The following is a 20,382-nucleotide window of genomic DNA, read 5'->3' on the forward strand; positions in this document are numbered from 1 at the left end:
GGGCCGTGCAACAGGATATTTCATCCGACGATAGTGCGCGCAGGGGCCGCATCGTCGGCCTGTGCGGCTGGGCCATCGTCGCGCTCAGCGCCGGCTCGGCCTTGCTTCCGCTACTTGGCCACGCCGATGCCAAGCCGGTGATCGGCACGATGCTGGTCGTCGCCGGCATCTTCGAAGCGATTTCGGCATGGCAGCGGCATGACGCCCGCATCCTCGCGCTGCTTGCCGCTCTGCTGACGATTGCCGCCGGACTGTTGTTCGCCACGCAGGCTGCGGGCCACTTGCTGCCCGCGCTCTACATCGTCGCGGGATGGCTGGCCGGACGCGCGCTGCTGTTTTTTGCCACAGCGGGTGCGGAGCATGGCAGCGTGCGGCGCTGGACCATCGTTTCGGCGGTCACCGACGCCGCATTGGCGGTACTGCTGATCATCGGCATTTCGATCGCGACCCTGGTCGTCGCGCTGTTCGGCGAAACCTCGCCGATGATCGCCAGCTTTGCCTGGGTGCTGGCAGCAAGTTTCGTGACGACCGGATTGATGCTGGTCGAAACCGCCAACTGCGCCCGGCGCGAAGAGGTCTAAGATGCAATCGCCGCTCCACACCCCCGACCTCACCCAGTTGGCGCAGATCATCCAACTGGCGGTCGCGCCGGTGTTCCTGTTCGCGGGGCTCGGCGCATTCCTCAACGTGTGCGCCGGACGGCTGGCGCGTATCGTCGACCGCGCCCGCGCGCTTGAACCGCGCATCTTCGCGTCGCGCGGCGAAGAACATGACCGGCTGGTTTCCGAAGTCCGGATGCTCGACCGCCGCATCAAGGTGGTCAACCAGGCGATCTTCTGCACCGTTCTGGCCGCGCTGCTGGTTTCGGCCGTGGTGATCCTGTTGTTCACCGCCTTCCTGACCGGCTACCGCTTCGGCACCGCCATCGCGCTGCTCTTCATCGCGGCGATGCTTTTTACCGGACTCAGCTTTGCCATCTTCCTTCAGGAAACGCGGCTTGGCACCCGGTCGGTCAGGGTCCGCAACTACATCCTCGAGCACCAGGCCGACGCGGACTAGCGCGGCGACAGGTTCAGGACGTATGGTCGGGGCCTGATCGTAGGGGGAATCGTCAAATGTACCTGTCCGCAGCCGCCGCCGCGCTGATGCTTGCCGCGCCGACCAACAGCCCATCGCGCACCGAAGAGACCAAGTCCGTCAGCGTTGACATGCCTGCCAACAAGAAGTCGGCTGATTTCGCCGAATTCATGAAGATGTTCGACAAGCTGTTCCCGCCCCAGCCCGATCCCGATCCGGCGCGGCTGGCCGTCGCCCGCCAGACGGCCAGCGGCCTGTTTCCGCAGGGCGTCTACGGGCGAATGATGACGACGTTGATCGACACGATGACCACGCGCTTCCTCGACATGTCGGAAGCCGATTTCAACGCGAAGGACAGCAAGGGCAAACCGGCCAGCACGCAAACGATGCGGGAGGCGATCGCCAAGGACGATCCGCATTTCGAAGAGCGCATGGCGATTATCCGCCGGGTGCTGGGCGAGGAAATGGGCAAGGTCTCGGCGATCCTTGAGCCGCGCATGCGCGACGGGCTTGCCCGATCGATGGCGCGGCGCTTCGACGCCAAGCAATTGGCCGACCTCAACGCTTTCCTCGCCACCGACAGCGGCAAGGCGTTCGGCGAACAGAATATGGCGATGTGGGTCGATCCCGACATCATCCGCGGCATATTCGGGTCGATGCCCGAATTGATCGCGATCATGCCGGGCGTGATGCAGCGGATCGAAAAGGAGACCGCGCATTTGCCCAAGCCAAAGAAGGGCAAGCCTGCGCCGGCGAAAAAGGCGAGCTAATTCTTCGGGCGCAGCAACGCCGACAGCAACCAGAGGATGACGACGTTGGCGGCAGGAGCGGCAAGCGCAACGGCCAACCCCTCGCCCCATTGGTTCCAGGGTAGCCCGAGCGGAATCAGGAACACCGCCGACAGCGGATCCCTTTCCTGTCCGAACAAGCCGTAGGTCCCGATCAGCCAAAGGCCGAGCGCCAGGATGTAGAGCAAGCCGACGATCAGTGCGGCCCATCCGAGCAGCTTGGATAGCGTGTTCATCGGCCGGCTCCCTCTCTGTGTCGTTCGAGCCCATGAGTATCACACCGTTGCCCGGCCTCGACAAGCGATGGCGGCACGCCTATCGGGCGCTCGTGCATTCGTATGCATGACCTTGTCCGGAGAGCTACAGCATCATGGTTCGCGCCAGTTCGACCCTCGACCGCGTCCTCGTCCTCGAAATGGTCCGCGTGACCGAAGCCGCGGCCATCGCCGCCGCCAGCCTGATCGGCCGGGGTGACGAGAAGGCCGCCGATGCCGCCGCCGTAGAGGCGATGCGTGCCGCGCTCAATCGACTGCCGATGGACGGGACGGTGGTGATCGGCGAAGGCGAACGCGACGAAGCGCCGATGCTGTACATCGGTGAAAAGGTCGGCAGCGCGCAGGGCGATGGGCCCGGCATCGACATCGCGCTCGATCCGCTGGAAGGCACGACCATCACCGCCAAGGGCGGACCCAACGCGCTGGCCGTGCTCGCCATCGCCGAAAAGGGCGGCCTGCTGAATGCGCCTGACGTCTACATGGACAAGATCGCGATCGGCGGCGGCTACCCCGAAGGCACGATCGACCTCGCCAAATCGCCGACCGACAACATCAAGTCACTGGCCGCGGCAAAAGGCGTCGAGCCCAACCAGATCATCGCCTGCGTTCTCGACCGCCCGCGCCACGGCGCGATCATCGAGGAGCTGCGCGCCCTGGGATGCGGCATCAAGCTGATCCCGGACGGCGATGTCGCCGGCGTAATCGCAACCGCCGATCCCGACACCGGCGTCGACATCTATCTCGGCCAGGGCGGTGCGCCGGAAGGCGTCCTCGCCGCGGCCGCGCTGCGCTGCGTCGGCGGGCAGATCCAGGGACGCCTCGTCTTCCGCAACCAGGACGAGCGCGACCGCGCCAGGCGCTGGGGCATCGAAGACCTCGACCGCATCTACAAGATCGACGAAATGGCCAAGGGCGACTGCATCTTCGCCGCGACCGGAGTCACCGACGGGTCGCTGCTGAAGGGCGTCAAGCATCGCAAGGGCGGTTGCATCGAAACCGAAAGCATCGTCATGCGCGCGTCCAGCGGCACCGTCCGCCGGGTCAGCGCGGAGCACGGCAAGGGGCTCGTCTGATCGACCTTGCGGTCGCTTCTCGTGGCTGTATTGTGTTGGCATGACAGTTGCCGTGCCTAGCGACCTTCGCCCCGTCGAGGTGGCGTACAAGACGAGCCTGCGGGTCCGCGCTCTCCTTTTCTGGCTACCTCTGCTTATTGGCAGCTTCATTACAGATCGCCTGCTGTTGGCCGAGACCGGCTGGGGCGGACTTGCGCCTTCGCTGGTCGTGCTGTTCGCCTTCGCCGGCGCCGTCTATGCCCCGGGTCGCGTCTATCGCCGGTTGGGCTATGCGCTTGACGACCGACTGCTCCGTGTCGTTCGCGGCTGGATGTTCCACACCGACACCGTCGTGCCATTCGTCAAAGTGCAGCACATCGACGTAACGCGCGGGCCGATCGACAAATTGTTCGACCTCGCCAGCCTGGTCGTCCACACCGCAGGGACACATAATAGCGTCGTTACCCTGCCCGGCCTGTCGCCGGAGACGGCGACGTCGATCCGCGACGCCATTCGCGCCGAAATCCGCGCCGACGCCGAATGATCGACGCCGCGGCGACTCCAGCCACGCTGCCGCCTGGGGAACGCCTGCACCCTTTGTTCCTGCTCACCGGCCTGGGAAAAAGTATTCGCGGCGCTTGGGGGCTGTTTGCGGGCGGCGCCGTCTTGGTGACCAGGAACCAGTGGTGGCTTGCGGCCGTGTTGCTCGGCGGGTTCATGCTGCTGTCGGTGGGGTCGCTCGTCCTGAAGTGGCTCAAGCTCGAATTTCGGGTCGGACGCGATGAGATCCGCATCGACACGGGGCTCCTCAATCGCACCAGTCGCGTGATCCCGTTCGACCGAGTCACCGACATCGATATCGAGCAGGGGCCCGCCCACCGGTTGTTCGGCCTGGCGAAGGTTCGCTTCGAAACCGGTGCTTCGGCGGCCGCAAAATCCGACGACGGGGTGTTGGAAGCAGTCTCCTTCCATCGCGCAGAGGCGATCCGCGAACATGTTCGCGCCCGTCGGGGCGGAGCATCAATCGAACAAGCGGACGTGGACGCTGCGCGGCCACCTTTATTTGTGATGGACAAGCGCCGTGTCGCGCTTGCCGGGCTGTTCAATTTTTCGCTGGCCATTTTTGCGGGCCTGTTCGGGGCCACGCAGACGCTCGGCAATGTCGTCGGCTTCGATCCGTTCAAACGCAGTTTTTGGAACCGGGCGTTAAGTGAGGCGGGCCCGTTGAACGAACTCGTGCTCGCTCATCAGTTCATCAGCTTTGCCGCCGGGATCCTGACGCTGACGACGATCGGCATCGTAACGGGGCTAATTCGCAGCACCTTGAGCGACCACGGCTTCCGGCTTGATCGGACCGACACCGGCCTGCGCCGGCGCCGCGGGCTTTTGACGCTCACCGACGTGTCCCTTCCGTAAAGGCGCGTTCAGGCGGCGATTCTAGCCAATGGCCCCTTTCGCGCGCGCTTCGGCTGGTGGACGCTGAAGCTGCAGAGCCTCGCGCAGGACGGGGGTCAGGGCGACCATGTCGTGGCCCCGCTCGCAACGATCGACGAAGTGGCATCCATCAACGCCTCCATCGGGCTGCCGATCGGGCCCGACGAAACTTCATGGCGGCGGGTCGCAAGAGCTTATGTTTGGGCTGTGGCGCCCATCGCGGTTCCCGCAGCAATAGGGGCGCTGGTAGGCGTGACGATCGGCGGGCCGATGGCGCTTCTCTTGGTCCCGGCGGGACTTGCCGCGCTTGTCCTGCGCTATGCCGAATGGCGACACACTCGCTTTGCACTCGACGGATCGACTTTGTTTATCGAACGCGGTTGGTGGCGGCATCGCCGCCTTGTCCTGCCCGTGCGCCGCATCCAGAGCATCGACATCGCCGAGAATTTCTGGACGCGCAGGCTGGGCTATTGCGCCCTTCAACTGGGTATTGCGGGCGGTAACGGCCTTTCCGTCCACGCGATTCCTGCGTTGACCCGCGTTGACGCAGAGGCGCTCAGGGGCCAACTGCTGACCGCATGAGCGGGGAATTTGTGTGTGGAATCGAACGTAGCGTCACCGGCCAGCCGTGGCGCTGGCGGCGCGCCGGCGGCGATGAGCTGGGACTTGACCTTACCGACCAGCTTCTGCTCGCCCGCGGGGTCGATGCCGCCGACCTGGCGCGCCATCGCAGCCCGACGATCCGCGATTTCCTGCCCGACCCGTCCCACTTCGCCGACATGGACAAGGGCGCCCAGCGCATCGCCGACGCGATCGATCGCGGCGAGACGATCGCCATCTTCGGCGACTATGACGTCGACGGCGCGACCTCGGCCGCGCTGCTAACCCTGCTGCTGCGGCGCCTCGGGGTCGAGCCGATGGTCTATATCCCCGACCGATTGATGGAAGGATACGGCCCGTCAGGTGCCGCGCTGGTCGAATTGAAACGACGCGGCGCGGACCTGGCCATCACCGTCGATTGCGGCGCACAGGCGTTCGACGCGCTCGACGAGGCGGCAGCGGCCGGACTGGACGTTATCGTCTGCGATCATCACCAATGCGCGACCCGGCTGCCTGTTGCGCATGCCCTCATCAACCCCAACCGCCTTGACGAAAGCGAGACCGGCGCTGCCCACGGCCATGTGGCAGCGGTCGGCATGGCATTTTTGCTAGGCGTGGCGCTCCTCCGTGAGCTTCGCGGCCGCGGGGCCTTCGTCGACAGGCCGGAACCCAGGATCATCGACCTGCTCGACATCGTCGCCTTGGGCACGGTCGCCGACGTGGCGCGCCTGCGGACGCTGAACCGCGCCTTCGTCACACAGGGCCTGAAGGTCATGTCGGAGGGCCGCAACGTCGGCCTCGTCGCGCTGGCGGAGGCGGCGCGGCTGGTCAAGGCGCCGAGCTCGCGCGACCTCGGCTTTGCGCTCGGCCCACGAATCAACGCCGGCGGGCGGGTCGGCAAGTCCGATCTCGGCGTCCGACTGCTGACCGCCACCGATCCCGCCGAAGCGCGCGAGATCGCGGCCGAACTCGACCGGCTGAACGAGGAACGGCGAGCGATCGAAATGATCGTGACCGAGCAGGCGAGCGAGGCTGCCGAACGGCAGGCCGACGACCCGCTGATCCTGGTCAGCGGCAAGGGCTGGCATCCCGGCGTCATCGGTATCGTCGCCAGCCGCATCAAGGAGCGCTACGGTCGTCCAGCCATTGTGGTCGCCGAAGACGACGACGGCACCGGCAAAGGCTCGGGTCGTTCGATCAGTGGGGTCGACCTCGGCGCCGCGGTATTGGCGGCCAAGGACAGCGGCCTGCTGCTGGCGGGCGGCGGCCACGCCATGGCGGCCGGCCTGACGGTCGCGCCGGGCGGCATCGATGCGCTGCGCGCCTTCCTTCACGACCGCATGGTCGGCGATGTCGAGACGGCGCGCGGCAACCGCTCGCTGCTCCTCGACGCCTTGCTCTCTCCTGGCGGCGTGAGCGGCGAACTGTGCGACGCCCTTGAGGCAGCAGGCCCCTATGGCGCGGGGTGGCCGGCCCCGCGGGTTGCCGCGGGACCCGCGCGCCTGATCCGCCCCAGCATCGTTGGCAACGGCCATGTCCGTGCCATCGCCAGCGGTGCGGACGGCCGCTCGTTCAAGTTGATCGCCTTCCGCGCCGCCGACACGCCGCTCGGTCAGGCGATCCTCTCGGCCAGCCCGGATTCACGCTGGTGGCTGGCAGGCAGCATCAAGCGCGACGCGTGGAACGGCGGCAATGCCGCAGAAATGCACCTGGAAGATGCCGCACCCGCTTGACGCTTCGCGTTTCATCGCCTAGTCGCGCCCCCGCACCACGCAAGTGGCCCCTTCGTCTAGCGGTTAGGACGCGGCCCTTTCACGGCTGAAACACGGGTTCGATTCCCGTAGGGGTCACCATTTTTTGCGATGTGTGGGGCACATCGAAAAAATGGTGACATTGCGTTCAATGCCATGAGCCGCCTTTGGGCGGCTTTTCTTTTACCGTCAGGCGGACAGCGGTCGGACGCCCTCTTCCACCAGGTTGGTGATCGCTTCCGCGGGCATGGGGCGCCCCGTGAGATAGCCTTGCACATCGTTGCAGCCCGCCGCGCGCAGCGACTGGCGCTGGGCATCGGTTTCGACGCCTTCCGCAACCACCTTGAGGCCCAGTGCATGGGCGAGCTGGATGATCGCCAGAACCACCGATTCGGCCTGCCGGTCGACATCGATGCGGGCTACGAAGCTGCGGTCGATCTTGACCTTGTCGATCGGGAAGCGTTGCAGGTAGCCGAGACTGGAATAGCCGGTGCCGAAGTCGTCGAGCACGATCGAAAAGCCCATTCGCCGCAACTGGCGGAGGATCGCCAGCGAATGGCGGTCGTCGGCCATCAGCAGGCGCTCGGTGATCTCCAGCTCGAACTGACGAGGGTCTACGTCGAATCGCTTCACCAGTTCGCGCAGGCTGTCGACGAAATCGCCCGAACGCAATTGCATCGCCGACACGTTGATCGCCACGGTGAGGTGCGGCCAGCGCTGGCTGTCCTGGAACGCCTGGCGGAAGATGAACAGTCCCAGCGAGTCGATCAGTCCCGATTCCTCGGCGATCGGCACGAAGTCGCCGGGCGCGATCGATCCCATGCCCTCGATGTCCCAGCGGCTGAGCGCCTCTACCCCGACGATCCGGCCCGACACGTCCACTTGCGGCTGGTAGTGCAGGTGGATGTCCCCGTCGCGCAGGGCGTCGTGCAGCTGCGTCCGCATCTGCTGCCGCCGCCGCACCTGCCGGTCCATCGTCGGAGAGAAGTGGCGATAGCAGTTCCGCCCGGCGTCCTTCGCATCATAGAGCGCGAGGTCGGCACGGCGGAGACATTCGTTGGCGCTGATATTTTCCCAGCTGCTGGTAACGATCCCGATCGATGCACCGACGAAGACGCGGCCGGCCTCCAGTTCGACCGGTTCCGCAATCGACGCGATCAGCCGTTCGGCGAGTGCCGCCGCGCCCCGCGCGTCGGTCGCGTTTTTCAGGATGACGAATTCGTCACCGCCAAAGCGGGCGACAAATTCGTCGCTGTTGCAGGCGTTACGAATCCGACCTGCAATGACCCTGATTAGCGAGTCCCCAGCTAAGTGCCCCAAACTGTCGTTGACTGCCTTGAAGTGATCGAGGTCGATGCACAGCATCGCAAAGCTCGCGCCGCGGGCCAGCGACCGCGCCGAGATTTCGGCATAGGCGCTTTCCAGCCGCGCTCGGTTCGGCAAGCCGGTCAGCACGTCGTGGAACGCCATGTGGGACGCCCGCGCTTCGCTCACCATCAGGCTTTGGGTCAGCCGGCGCGTGCGCATAGTCATCGCGATCACCGCGCCGGCGACCAGGAGCGAAAAGATCAACAGATAAGGCGCCGCCCGATGGACCAGCGCCGAGCCGGGATCGCGCGGTTTCCATGTCAGCTGCCCGATCTGCGTTCCGTCGCGCGCGACCAGTGCGATCACGCCCATGCCCGGATCGACCTTTGCGCCCGGTGCCAGGAACCGCATGTCCGTGATATGATGCTCGCTGGCCAAAGCGTCGATTGTCGTCTGGTCGAGCTTCTTGCCGATAAGCGCCACTGCCGACCTGCGGGCGAGCGGGTGTGCGCGTTGGTCGGGCTGGACCAGCCCGGCGGCGAGCAGGAAAGGCGAACCGTTGATGGTCGCCAAGTCCCAGGCCGAAATGCGCTTCATGCTCATCCCGTCGGGTTGGACGGCCGGAAGCGGTCCACGCTTGCGCTCCAGCGCTCGGACGGTCGCGATTGACGACTTCGCCGAGGTGACGATTTGCCGCCGAACCGTCGCGTCGGGCCCGACCGCCTTCTGACGGAGCATCGTCAACCGGTCGTCCCGATCGAACACCGCCGCAAGGTCATAGTCGCGCGCGCCGACGAAATAGTCGCCGATCATCATCCTCGCCCAGTTGGGATCGAAACGATTGTCGAGGTTGAGGACCGCGTCATCCCAATAGGTCTGCGGCAGCAGTTCGTTCTGCAGCGTGTTGGCATGATTGCCGATCGCCATGTCGACGATCATTTCCGACTGGCGGCGGGCATCCTTGTCGACGTCGTAAGCGAAGTAGAGCTGGGTGGCTGCGAGCATGGCAATGCAGGCAGCGACCAGCAGCGCCGCTCCCCACGTCATCAACCGCGTCGGCGTTCTGCCGCCCGTCAAGATGCCCCCTTCGTCCACCCGCCAGCGGTTAATCCGGAACGGGTAAATATTAGGCAGATACCGATAGATAACGGGATGGCAACCAATCAATCACTGATTCAGCCGCAATCGGCCCGCTGTCGTCGGCGGGCGGCTCCCCGAAGATCGCGGATTACGCCAAGCAGTTGCGAATATGGGATTTTTAGCGCGGGATGTTGCCGCATTTCCACAGTCGACTTCTTGCAATCGCGACCCGCTCCCTTAAGGTCGGCTAGTTCAGAGTCGGCGTCCTCCGGGACGATAGGGGTCAGTTTCTTTTCATGACATTCAGCTTTTCCCGGCTGGAGGCCGGTATGCTCCTGCCGATCGCGGCAATAGCCGCGCCGGTTCACGCGCAAGTCGAAATTCCGGCCGTGGTCGAAGAGGTCAAGCTTGTCACCGAAGACGAGCGGCAGGCGTCGTTCATCGTCCGATTTTCGCCCGAAGAGCCGCAATTTGCACCGATCAATTCCAACCCCAGCCGGCCGATGCTGGTCATGCGTTCGACGCTTCGGGCGCCGCGCATCGTCGCGCGCAACAGCTATCGCGGCATCGTGAGGTCGACGCAGTTCGATGTCAGCGGTCGCGACCTGCTGATGATGTTCGATACCACCGCGCCGGCCCGTGTGACGGCTGAAAAGGTCGGCAACTCGTCGATCAAGGTCAGCGTGGAAAAAGTGACCGATGCCGAGGCAACCGGCATCCGCCCGATCGGGTCGTCGTCGACCGAGGTCGTCAAGACCAGCGACTTGCCGGTCCTGCCGATGATGAACCCGGGCGACAGCTATGAACTGGTGCCGCTTAAATATGCCGACGTTTCCGAAGTCATCGGCTTGCTGATCGAAGGCACGACCATCGAACCCAACAACGTCTTCATCCGTCGCGAGCCGGGATTCGGATCGCCTGGTGCGAACAACCAGAACAATTATGTGGCGATGAACCAGCCCCAGAACACCAAGGACGACCGTCCGCTGGGGCAAGCGTTCCCCGGTACCGGCCTTGCGATCGATCGCCGTCTCAACGCAATCTGGGTCAGCGGGTCGCCGGATCGCATCGCCAACATCAAGCAACAAATCGCGTTGATCGATATCCCGGTCGACAGTGTGATCCTGGAAACCCAATTCGTCGAACTCAGCGAAACCGGCGCACGCAACATCGGCATTGATTTCAACAATGCGTCCGGCCAGATCGCCAGCGGCACCATCACCACTGGCGACAAACTGCCGTTCACCATCGACAATTACAAAGTCCGACTGCCGTCAGGCCAGTTGCAGGCTGCGATTTACGCGCAAGTCGCCAAGGGCGAAGGTCGCATCGTGTCGCGGCCGCGCATCGCGGCACAAAGTGGGGCCACCGCCAAGATCATTACCGGCGACGCCATTCCGATCCTGACCTCGATCCAGCTGTCGGGTGTCAACGGCGTGTCGCAACAGGTGCAATATGTGAATGTCGGCGTGACGCTACAAATCGCGCCGCGGGTCAGCTCTGACGGGTTCGTCACATCGAAAATCTACGGCGTCGTCAGCTCGGTAACCGGCTTCATCGGCGACTATCCCACGATCAGTCAGCGTGAAGCCGAGACATCGGCCTCGGTGCGCGACGGCGAGACCTTTGTGATTGGCGGCCTCACCCAGGAGAATTCGCTGAATACCAAGTCGAAAATCCCGCTGCTTGGCGACATCCCCGTGGCCGGCGAATTGTTCAAGGTGCGCAAGGGCAACCGCAGCCGCACTGAACTTTACATTGTGATCACCCCGCACATCGTTCGTCATCGGCGCTTTGAATCGGACCAAGATTCGGCCGCCGCCCAGACACAAAATGCTGCGCAACAAATCGACGGGCAGGTTAATTAAATGGGCAGCTAATTCCGCGCGTTGCACGGCCGCCACATAGTTACCGAAAATTATGAATTAGCCCCGTTTCGGGACGTTTTTCGCGACGAAATCTATTCGCTATGCGCGCTCGACCATAGACAGCGCTTGCGCGCGCGATAGTCTCCCTTTCCAGCGGTCGGATCCTCGCCCGCCAGTTCCTACAGAGAGGGGTCTCTAGGATGAATCTGAAGTATGTTGCGCTGGTTGCAGCGCTGCCCGTTGTCGCGGCCGTTTCCGCTCCTGCCTCGGCGCAGGTCGCCGGCGAAAAAATTCCGAACAGCTACATCTGCGTCTTCAAGAAAGAAGCCGTTTCGCGCGGCAACGCCCGCGCCGAAGCGGTGCGCAGCGCCAATGCCGGCCAAGGCCAACTGAAGCATGTCTATTCGGCGACGATCCGCGGCTTTGCCGTCAATGCCTCGGCGCAGGGCGTCGAAAACATGAAGGCGCATAACGCCAACATCGCCTATTGCGAACAGGACCAGGTGGTCACGGTCATCCCCTTTGCCGTCAGCGCTAAGGGCAAGCCCGGCGGCGGCGGCACCCAGCCTGCACAGGAAACGCCGTGGGGCATCGCGCGCGTCAACGGCGGCCTTCCGGGCACCTATAAGACGGCGTGGATCATCGACACCGGCATCGATTACAGCCATCCCGACCTAAACGTCGACCAGGCCCGCAGCCGCAGCTTCCTTGGTGGCACCACCACACCCGTCGACCAGAACGGTCACGGCACCCACGTTTCGGGCACCATTGCCGCGCTCAACAACGGCATCGGCGTCATCGGCGTCGCCCCGGGCGCGCCGGTTGTCGCGGTCCGCGTGCTCGACCGTCGCGGCAGCGGTTCCAACTCGGGCGTGATCGCCGGCGTCGACTATGTCGGCCAGGTCGGCCAGGCCGGCGACGTTGCCAACATGAGCCTTGGCGGCGGTGTCAGCCAGGCGCTCGACGATGCGGTAGTCGCGGCGTCGGCCGGTGGCGTCCGCTTCGCGCTGGCCGCCGGCAACGAAACCGACAATGCCAACAATCACTCGCCGGCCCGCGCCAACGGTCCGAACATCTACACCGTGTCGGCGTTCGCGATCGGCGACAATTGGGCCAGCTTCTCGAACTACGGCAACCCGCCGGTCGATTTCGCGGAGCCGGGCGTGTCGATCAAGTCGACGTGGCTGTCGGGCGGTTACAACACCATCAGCGGCACCTCGATGGCGACCCCGCACCTTGCCGGCCTGCTGCTGCTCGGCGCGATCCGCAGCGGCGGCAACGTCAACGGCGATCCGGACGGCAACCCGGACGTCGTCGGCGTTCACTAAGTTCCGCCGCCTCGTGCGGTAGAAAAGGGGAAAGGGCGGCTCGTTCGGGCCGCCCTTTTTCATTGCAACCAGGCGATCGCGATCGAAGCGGCAAGCGTGAGCGTGCTGGCAAGCAACGCCAAAATGGCCGCGCGGCCCTTGCGTCGGGCATAGGCAATCGTCACGCCGATCTTGACCGCCATATTGGCGACGATCGTCCCGCCAATGGCAATGGCCGCCATTTCGGCGCCGATGACCGATGGCGGCAACCCGCCAGCCGTGACGATCGACGCATCGACGTCCATCGATCCCATCAGGAACAGCAGCACCGCAATGCCTTCCTGTCCGAAGCGGCCTTCGGCCCAGCGCGCCGCCACCGCCGCGATGGCGATGAACAGCACGAAACCCAGCGCGGGTAAGAGCGCGATCGGATTGCCTGGCGGCGTCGGCGCGTCCGACCGTTCGGCGCGGCGATACAGCCACCCCCCGGCCCCCCAGGCGACCACCAGCGCAGGCGCGACGACAAACAGGAACGGCAACAGCAGGCGGTTGGCGAGGATCGCTACCAGCAGGATCACGCGCAGGTACATTACGGCACTGGCCAAGGCGATGCCGGCCGGCTCCGCTCCGCCGCCTTGTCCGCTGCCCAGCCGCTGGGCAAGCGACTGGGTCACCGCGGTCGAGCTGTAGGCACCGCCTATGAGGGCGGTTGCGATCGTCCCGTGACGTGCGCCGAACAGCCGGTTGGCGACATAGCCGGCGAAGGAAAATCCGGTGACCAGCACCACCACCCACCACAGCTTGGTCGGGTTCCAGGCGCCATAAGGTCCCATCGGCTGGTCGGGTATGAACGGCAGGATCGCCAGCGCGATGATCCCGAAGCGCGCAAGTGCATGGATGTCGCGTTCGTCGAGCCGGTCGACGAACCGGTGTAACTCTTCCTTCATCGCCAGAATGAGGACGACCACCGCGGCGGCCGCCAGCGCCAGGCCGGCGCTGCCGATACCCGCCATGAAGGCCGCGCCGATGGTCGCGACGGCCGCGATCGGACTGGTGGCGTCGCCGTCCCGCTTGAGACGCGGCGCGTAGGCAATGCCAAGGTAGATCAGCATCGCCGCAATCATCAATCCGCTGATTATCGGTTGGTCGGACGCGAGCACGCCCGAAAGTCCGGCCCCCAACCCCATCAGCGAAAATGTGCGCACCCCGGCGACCCTGGTGCCTTCCTTCTGGTCGCGCAGCTTGTAACCGCGTTCCAGCCCCACCAGCGCGCCGATCGCCAGACCGGTCGCTGCGCCCAGCGCATCGCGCGCGAAGGGCGACAGGTCGGCGATCAAGTCGCCCGCATCCCGACATGTCGATCGGTCGTGCTCACCCGCTCAATGTGCGACGATCAGCGCTACCGGGCAAGCTTCCAGCAAAGCGCGGGTTACGCCACCGAACCAATATTCGCCGAACCGGCTATGGCCGTAGCCGCCCATGATGAGCGTTCCGGCTCCCTTTGCGCCAACCGTTTCCATCAGTAGCGGCGCAACCATGTCGTTCGGCTCGTCGAACGTCTCCAGTTCGGCATGGATGCCATGGCGAGACAGATATTCGAGAAGGCGTGTCGACGGGAATCGACGGCTGCCGTCATCGACGCGTTGCGGCTCGACGACCCTGACGACGGTCACGCGTTCGGCAAGACGCAGCCAGGGCAGTGCGCTTCGCACGGCGTTGGCCGCTTCGATGCTGCCGTTCCAGCCGATGACGGCTGGCGCCAGCGGATCGTGGACGACACCGCGATCGCCCGGGATGAACAGCGGCGTCCTCGATTCCCTGATGAGGTCGCCAATGACGGTCAGCGGGTGACCGGCCATCGACGACGACGCCTTGCGACGGCTGACCATCAGCAGGTCGGCAAGCCCGGCCCGGCCCGCGAGCGAAAGCGCAAGCGGTCCGCCAATCTGCTCATAATCCCACGACACGTCCTCGGTCTTCAGCGCCGCCTCGCAGCGCGCCCGGACTCGTGCCTCGGTGTCCATGATGGATTCGAAGACCTTGTCCATTACGAACACGCCCCCGAACGCATCGAAGGTGACATAGGCCTCGGCTGGCGTGACGTGGACGCAGCTCAGGTGGCCGCTGGATGCCCGGGCCAAGGCCAAGGCATCCTCCAGCCGCCGTTCCAGATCGTCATGGTCCTGCGCGTGGAAGAGGATGGTCGTCATGTCGCGCTCCTTCCTTTTCCAGGAAAGGAAGCACCGATCGGATCAGTCCGCCTTGATGCCGATCAATCATTCATGCGCGCGGCATGCCACCGCAGATGGTCGGCCATGAAGCTCGAGATGAAATAGTAGCTGTGGTCGTACCCCTCGCGCCGGTTCAGCGTCAGCGCTATTCCGGCATCGCTGCAGGCCTGCTCCAGCAATTCGGGTTTCAATTCGCGTTCGTAAAACGGGTCGGCAGTGCCGATGTCGACCAGCAAGTCGGGCAGCGTCGCCCCGTCCTCGATCAGGGCGACCGCATCGTGGGCACGCCAGGTCGAGCGATCGGGCCCAAGATAGTTGGACAGCGCCTTGTCGCCCCATGGCACCTGCGACGGCGCCACGATCGGCGCGAAGGCGCTGACCGATCGGAAGCGCCCGGGATGACGTAGCGCGACCGTCAGCGCACCATGCCCGCCCATCGAATGGCCGGTGATGCCCTGCCGTGCCATGTCGACGGGAAAGGTGTCGGCAATCAACGCCGGCAGTTCGTCGGTGACATAAGACCACATCCGGTAATTGGCCGCCCATGGCTTCTCCGTCGCATCGACGTAGAAGCCCGCGCCGAGGCCGAAGTCCCAGGCGCCGGCGCTGTCGTCGGGCACGCCTTCGCCGCGCGGACTGGTGTCGGGCGCGACGAAGATGATGCCATGTTCCGCACAGGCGGCGCGAAATTCGCCCTTTTCAGTGACGTTGGCATGGGTGCAGGTGAGCCCCGACAAATACCAGACGACCGGCATCGTCGTGCCCGGGTCATGATCGGGCACGAACACCGAAAAGGTCATGCCGGTGCCGGTTGAACTGCTGGCTTGCGTGTACACGCCCTGCACCCCGCCGTGGCTGCGGACTTCGCTGACGGTTTCGATCGGCATCAGGCGCGGCTGAGCGCGCAGAGCTTGTTGCCGTCGGGATCGCGCAGATAGGCGAGGTACAGCCTCATGCCCGCACCTTCGCGAATTCCGGGCGGGTCTTCGATCGCGGTGCCGCCATTGTCCTGTCCGGCCTGCCACCAGGCATTGGCCTGTTCGGGCGTCATCGCAAAGCCGATGGTCATCCCGTTACCGCATCCGGCCGCTTCGCCGTCGATCGGCTTGGTCACGAGGAACACCGCGCCATTGTGGGCATAGACCAACCGTCCCTTGGGATCGATCCTGCCTTCCGGCCCGCCGAACGCAGCGAAGGTCGCGTCATAGAATTTCTTCGACCGGTCGAGGTCGTTCGACCCGACCATCATATGGCTGAACATGGCTTGCTCTCCTTTTTAGATTTCGACGGCGATCGTGGCGGTTGCCGGATCGCCGGTATTGGGCATGTCCTTGGGGTCAATCAGTAGCAGCTTCACCTCGCCCTTTCGTGCACAAGGCCGATGCTCGGTCCCCCGCGGAACGACAATCATTTCGCCCGGCCCCAGCACCTCGGTTCGATCGCGGAATTCCATCTCAAGCTCGCCGTCGAGGATCAGGAACAGCTCGTCGGTATCGACATGCTGATGCCACATGAATTCGCCTTCGACCTTTACCAGTCGCACTTCATTGTCGTTGTAGCGAGCAACGATCCGCGGCGCCCAATGGTCGGAAAACATGCCGAGCTTGTCGGCAAGATTGACCTTGGCGCTCATCAATAAACCACCACGCTGCGGATGCTTTCCCCCGCGTGCATCAGGTCGAAGCCCTTGTTGATTTCGTCCAGCGTCAGGACGTGGGTGATCATCGGGTCGATCGCGATCTTGCCGTCCATATACATGTCGACGATCCCCGGCACGCCGCTGCGCCCCTTGACCCCGCCAAACGCGGTCCCGCGCCAGTTGCGGCCGGTGACCAGCTGGAACGGTCGGGTAGAGATTTCCTTGCCCGCCTCGGCGACGCCAATGATGACGCTGGTACCCCAGCCGCGGTGACAACATTCCAGCGCGGTGCGCATCACCTCGGTATTGCCGGTCGCATCGAAGCTATAGTCCGCGCCGCCATCCGTGATCTCGACGATCTTGGCGACGATATCCTCGCGGCTCATGCCCTTGGTGTTGAGGAAGTCGGTCATGCCGAACTGGCGGCCCCAAGCCTCGCGGTCGGGGTTGATGTCGATGCCGACGATCTTGTTCGCGCCAGCCAGCTTCGCGCCCTGTATGACGTTGAGGCCGATTCCGCCCAGCCCGAAGACCACGACATTGTCGCCCGGCTGGACTTTCGCCGTCTGCGTCACCGCGCCAACGCCGGTGGTCACGCCGCAGCCGATGTAGCAGCTGGTCTTGAACGGTGCGTCTTCCCGAATCTTGGCGACCGCGATTTCCGGCAGCACCGTGAAGTTCGAAAAGGTCGAGCAGCCCATGTAGTGGAAGATCGGCTGGCCCTTGTAGCTGAAGCGCGTCGTCCCGTCGGGCATCAGTCCCTTCCCCTGCGTTGCGCGAATCGCGGTGCACAGGTTCGACTTGCCGCTGAGGCAGGTTTTACATTTGCCGCATTCGGGCGTGTAGAGCGGGATGACATGGTCGCCGGGCTTCACGCTGGTGACGCCAGCGCCGACCTCGCGCACCACGCCAGCCCCTTCATGACCAAGGATCGACGGGAAGATGCCTTCGCTGTCGAACCCGTCGAGCGTGTAGGCATCGGTGTGACAGATGCCGGTCGCCATGATCTCGACCAGCACCTCGCCCTCGCGCGGGCCTTCCAGATCGACTTCGATGATCTCCAGCGGTTTCTTGGCTTCGAAGGCAACGGCGGCACGAGTCTTCATCGGGCATTCTCCTTGGCCAAGCGCTTGGCACGGCGGCCGCGGCGCGCCAAGCCCGATCGCATTCGGTCAGCGCGAAAACACCGCGCCATGCGGTTTTCCGTCGCCAGTCCATCCATGTGGCCATGCCTTGCCCGCCATGTTGAAACCGACCTTGCCGTCCGTGTCGCGGAACGTCTCGTCGACGGTCAACTTCCCGTTCTTCTGGTCGAGATTGAGGACGTAAAGCCGGTCGCCCGCCTTGCCCGACGTCACGACCAGGCGGGACGTCCGGGGGTCCCACGCGGTCCAGTGCGACGTGTAGTCCGGATCGATGGTCAACCGCGACACTTCGACCGGTTTCGCGCCATTGGAAATGTCGAGCACGACATAGCCGCCGATGCTTTCCACCGCCTGCACCAGATAGTGGCCGGCGATGGTCGGCACGCCGCAGAAGGTGCCCGGGAACTGGTGCACCAGCGTTGCCTTGGGATGGTCGCCGGCCAACCCCGTCACCCGCTGCAGACCGCAGCTCAGCGTCTGGATATAGACCGCGCCATCGGGCCCGATCCGCGCTTCTTCCGGGTCGATATGCCCGCTCAGCGACGGACCCGGATCCAGCTGGTAGGTGCCAAGCAGCTTGAGGTCCGACAGGCGGAACAGTTGGTAGGTCACGCTCTGCAACAGATGCTCGTCCTGCATCGGCGAGTTGGTCACCAGCACCCGGTCGATCTTGGGAAGCGGGATCAGCGAATAGGGCAGTAACGGCCAGTCGGGATGGGCCGGGTCGGCGTTGCTTGCGGCGCGGACGACATTGCCACGATCGTCGATCTCGACGATCCCGCCGGTCAGCTCCTTCCCGTCCATTCCCGCCATGTCGTGGCCGGCATGCATGTCATGCTCGCCGCGCTTCTGCTGGAAGCTGGCGAGGACATGGCCATTGGGCAGCCGCAGGAAGCTGTGCGGCATGGCGAAGCCCGCCATGTCGCGAAACGACGCCGCGACCTTTGGATGCAGGGGATCGGTGAGGTCGAAGACGAAGCTGCGGTTGGCATTATGGTCGTTGGCGAACAGCATGTCGCTTGCCGGCATTTCATATTCGGTGTGGTGCGGCCGTACACTGACCTGATCGGTCGCGACCGTCGTCACCAGCTTGCCGTAACGGGGCGATCCGGGATCGGCGTCGATCACCGCCAGGAAGTCGTTGCCCTTGGCGGCCTGGTCGCCGACGAAGACGAACAGGTAATCGCCGGACTTTTGCGGGGCGGCGATCGCACTCGTCGCCAGTCCCAACGCCACGCCAACCTTGAACAGGGTCTTCAGCATTGCCCTTCTCCCCCAATCGACGCGATCGGCGGCAAGCGCGGCGGGATGCGCTACCGCGTCATGCGCCGACCTTCGCGGCCTCGGCAGCAGCGTCGAACTGCCGCTCGATCTCGTTGCCCGGCTCGGCGGTCGCCTTGCTCACGATCCAGATGGTCAGGCTGGACAGGATGAAGCCGGGCACGATTTCATACAGCCACGCCGACCAGCCAGCGACAATCCAGACGATGACGGTCACCGCGCCGACGATCATCCCGGCAAGCACGCCTTCGCGGGTCGTGCGTTTCCAGCGCAGGCTGAACAGGATGGCCGGACCGAACGCCGCGCCGAACCCGGCCCAGGCATTGCCGACCAGGCTGAGAATCGAACTGTCCGGGTTCATCGCCAGCAGCCCGGCGAGGACCGCGACGCCGGCAACGCACAGGCGGCCGATCGCGACCATTTCCTTCTCGCTCGCCGAGCGTTTGAAGAAGGTCTTGTAGATATCCTCGGTCAGGCTCGACGAGGTCACCAGCAGTTGGCTGGAGATGGTCGACATGATCGCTGCCAGCACCGCCGCGAGCACAAAGCCCGCGATGAACGGGTGGAACAGGATCTGCGAAAGCTTGAGGAACACCGTTTCCGGGTCCGCCAGCGTCTGGCCGTGCGTGGAATACCAGGCCGCGCCGACAAGACCGGTCAGGATCGCGCCAATGAGGCTGATGGTCATCCAGCCGATGTTGATGCGCCGCGCGGTCGGCATGTCCTTCACCGACCGGATCGCCATGAACCGCACGATGATGTGCGGTTGGCCGAAATAGCCAAGGCCCCAGGCCGCCGCACTGATAATGGCGACGGGCGTCACCGCGCCGCCGATCATTTGGGTCATCGACAGGCTTCTTGCCTGTTCCGCCGCCGCCAGTCCCGCCTGCAGCGACGAACCTTCGTCCATCCAAGCAACGATGGGGACCAGCACCAGCGCGATAAACATGATGCAGCCTTGAACGAAGTCGGTCAGGCTGACAGCAAGAAAACCGCCCATCACCGTGTAGGTCACAACCACGCCGGCCGTCAGCAGGATGCCTGTGGTATATTCCATGCCGAGCGAGGCGACCGCGAACTTGCCGCCCGACACCATGCCCGCCGAGGTGTAGAGGGTGAAAAAGACGATGATGACCAGCGCACTGATCAGGCGCAACGCGCGGCTCTTGTCGTGGAACCGTTCTTCGAGAAAGTCCGGCACCGTAATCGCATCGTTCGCCAGCTCGGTATAAGTCCGCAGGCGCGGCGCGACGAGGCGGTAGTTGAGGTATGCGCCGATGACGAGGCCGATGCCGATCCATGCCTGTCCGAGTCCGCTGGCGAAGATCGCGCCCGGCAGGCCCAGCATCAGCCAGCCCGACATGTCGCTGGCCCCGGCGCTGAGTGCGGTTACCGCCGGCCCGAGATCGCGCCCGCCGAGGAGATAGCCCTCGGTGTCCTGGGTCGATTTGCGCCAGGCATAGAAACCGATGCCGAGCATTGCGATGAAATAGATCGCCAGCGCGATCATGGTCCCCGTTTGCATGGGGCGGGACGCTATGACTGT

Annotated in this window: 20 protein-coding genes and 1 tRNA gene; 11 read left to right on the plus strand and 10 right to left on the minus strand. The window is 64.4% G+C overall.

The window, feature by feature from the left end; all coding sequences use genetic code 11:
- Positions 1–5: 5 nt before the first annotated feature.
- From G570_RS00410 to G570_RS00420, 3 genes are read left to right on the plus strand one after another with little or no spacing between them, the layout of a single operon-like run.
- The gene (locus G570_RS00410) at positions 6–581 is read left to right on the plus strand and encodes a hypothetical protein (RefSeq protein WP_037497944.1); all 576 of its coding nucleotides are present in this window, start codon (positions 6–8) and stop codon (positions 579–581) included.
- 1 nt (position 582) lies between these two features.
- On the plus strand, positions 583–1,059 hold the full coding sequence (locus G570_RS00415) for a DUF2721 domain-containing protein (RefSeq protein WP_037497948.1): 477 nt from the start codon (positions 583–585) through the stop codon (positions 1,057–1,059).
- Positions 1,060–1,115: 56 nt separating this feature from the next.
- Positions 1,116–1,847: a DUF2059 domain-containing protein gene (locus G570_RS00420; protein ID WP_037497952.1), complete on the plus strand. Its 732-nt coding sequence runs from the start codon at positions 1,116–1,118 to the stop codon at positions 1,845–1,847.
- Here the strand turns inward: G570_RS00420 and G570_RS00425 are convergent.
- The gene (locus tag G570_RS00425) at positions 1,844–2,101 is read right to left on the minus strand and encodes a hypothetical protein (protein ID WP_051503891.1); all 258 of its coding nucleotides are present in this window, start codon (positions 2,099–2,101) and stop codon (positions 1,844–1,846) included. The genes G570_RS00420 and G570_RS00425 overlap by 4 nt on opposite strands.
- 134 nt (positions 2,102–2,235) lie before the next feature.
- Between G570_RS00425 and glpX the strand changes: the two genes are divergently transcribed.
- The 6 genes from glpX (at position 2,236) to G570_RS00455 (ending at position 7,079) form a co-directional block, all read left to right on the plus strand.
- Positions 2,236–3,213, plus strand: a complete 978-nt coding sequence (glpX, locus tag G570_RS00430; protein ID WP_037497954.1) for a class II fructose-bisphosphatase — start codon at positions 2,236–2,238, stop codon at positions 3,211–3,213.
- Positions 3,214–3,253: 40 nt separating this feature from the next.
- Entirely contained in the window at positions 3,254–3,736 is a 483-nt protein-coding gene (locus G570_RS00435) for a PH domain-containing protein (RefSeq protein ID WP_037497956.1), read from the plus strand.
- Positions 3,733–4,608: a PH domain-containing protein gene (locus G570_RS00440; RefSeq protein ID WP_037497959.1), complete on the plus strand. Its 876-nt coding sequence runs from the start codon at positions 3,733–3,735 to the stop codon at positions 4,606–4,608. Before G570_RS00435 ends, G570_RS00440 begins: the two co-directional genes overlap by 4 nt.
- Before the next feature lie 111 nt (positions 4,609–4,719).
- Positions 4,720–5,208 carry a PH domain-containing protein gene (locus tag G570_RS00445; protein ID WP_037497962.1) on the plus strand — a complete coding sequence of 163 codons (489 nt, stop codon included), beginning with the start codon at positions 4,720–4,722 and terminating at the stop codon, positions 5,206–5,208.
- Positions 5,205–6,959 (plus strand): single-stranded-DNA-specific exonuclease RecJ, encoded by a 1,755-nt coding sequence (gene recJ / locus G570_RS00450; RefSeq protein ID WP_037497964.1) that lies wholly within the window; start codon positions 5,205–5,207, stop codon positions 6,957–6,959. Before G570_RS00445 ends, recJ begins: the two co-directional genes overlap by 4 nt.
- A gap of 45 nt (positions 6,960–7,004) precedes the next feature.
- Positions 7,005–7,079: transfer RNA gene (locus G570_RS00455), tRNA-Glu, on the plus strand.
- An 87-nt stretch (positions 7,080–7,166) separates the two neighbouring features.
- Here the strand turns inward: G570_RS00455 and G570_RS00460 are convergent.
- Positions 7,167–9,332, minus strand: a complete 2,166-nt coding sequence (locus tag G570_RS00460) for a putative bifunctional diguanylate cyclase/phosphodiesterase (RefSeq protein WP_037503220.1) — start codon at positions 9,330–9,332, stop codon at positions 7,167–7,169.
- Positions 9,333–9,694: 362 nt separating this feature from the next.
- Here G570_RS00460 and G570_RS00465 point away from each other — a divergent pair, with 362 nt between their 5' ends.
- A complete protein-coding gene (locus G570_RS00465; RefSeq protein ID WP_037497966.1) occupies positions 9,695–11,233 on the plus strand; it encodes a type II secretion system protein GspD in 1,539 nt (512 codons plus the stop codon).
- Positions 11,234–11,433: 200 nt separating this feature from the next.
- Positions 11,434–12,561: a S8 family serine peptidase gene (locus tag G570_RS00470; protein WP_037497968.1), complete on the plus strand. Its 1,128-nt coding sequence runs from the start codon at positions 11,434–11,436 to the stop codon at positions 12,559–12,561.
- A 59-nt stretch (positions 12,562–12,620) separates the two neighbouring features.
- On the opposite strand, the gene G570_RS00475 is transcribed toward G570_RS00470, so the two are convergent.
- The 8 genes from G570_RS00475 to putP all read right to left on the minus strand — a co-directional run bounded on the left by G570_RS00475 (position 12,621) and on the right by putP (position 20,361).
- Positions 12,621–13,877 (minus strand): MgtC/SapB family protein, encoded by a 1,257-nt coding sequence (locus G570_RS00475; RefSeq protein ID WP_051503893.1) that lies wholly within the window; start codon positions 13,875–13,877, stop codon positions 12,621–12,623.
- A 42-nt stretch (positions 13,878–13,919) separates the two neighbouring features.
- Positions 13,920–14,750: a universal stress protein gene (locus G570_RS00480; protein ID WP_037497970.1), complete on the minus strand. Its 831-nt coding sequence runs from the start codon at positions 14,748–14,750 to the stop codon at positions 13,920–13,922.
- A gap of 62 nt (positions 14,751–14,812) precedes the next feature.
- Positions 14,813–15,652 carry an S-formylglutathione hydrolase gene (gene fghA, locus G570_RS00485; RefSeq protein WP_051504467.1) on the minus strand — a complete coding sequence of 280 codons (840 nt, stop codon included), beginning with the start codon at positions 15,650–15,652 and terminating at the stop codon, positions 14,813–14,815.
- 5 nt (positions 15,653–15,657) lie between these two features.
- Positions 15,658–16,032: a VOC family protein gene (locus tag G570_RS00490; RefSeq protein ID WP_037497973.1), complete on the minus strand. Its 375-nt coding sequence runs from the start codon at positions 16,030–16,032 to the stop codon at positions 15,658–15,660.
- A 15-nt stretch (positions 16,033–16,047) separates the two neighbouring features.
- Positions 16,048–16,404 (minus strand): cupin domain-containing protein, encoded by a 357-nt coding sequence (locus G570_RS00495; RefSeq protein WP_037497974.1) that lies wholly within the window; start codon positions 16,402–16,404, stop codon positions 16,048–16,050.
- Complete coding sequence (locus tag G570_RS00500) at positions 16,404–17,516, minus strand: S-(hydroxymethyl)glutathione dehydrogenase/class III alcohol dehydrogenase (RefSeq protein ID WP_037497975.1); 1,113 nt, start codon at positions 17,514–17,516, stop codon at positions 16,404–16,406. Before G570_RS00500 ends, G570_RS00495 begins: the two co-directional genes overlap by 1 nt.
- 66 nt (positions 17,517–17,582) lie before the next feature.
- A complete protein-coding gene (locus tag G570_RS00505; protein ID WP_037497976.1) occupies positions 17,583–18,818 on the minus strand; it encodes an LVIVD repeat-containing protein in 1,236 nt (411 codons plus the stop codon).
- A gap of 58 nt (positions 18,819–18,876) precedes the next feature.
- On the minus strand, positions 18,877–20,361 hold the full coding sequence (gene putP, locus G570_RS00510) for a sodium/proline symporter PutP (RefSeq protein WP_037497984.1): 1,485 nt from the start codon (positions 20,359–20,361) through the stop codon (positions 18,877–18,879).
- Positions 20,362–20,382 lie beyond the last annotated feature (21 nt).

The organism is Sphingomonas jaspsi DSM 18422 (genome assembly GCF_000585415.1).
Classification (GTDB): Bacteria; Pseudomonadota; Alphaproteobacteria; order Sphingomonadales; family Sphingomonadaceae; genus Sphingomicrobium; species Sphingomicrobium jaspsi.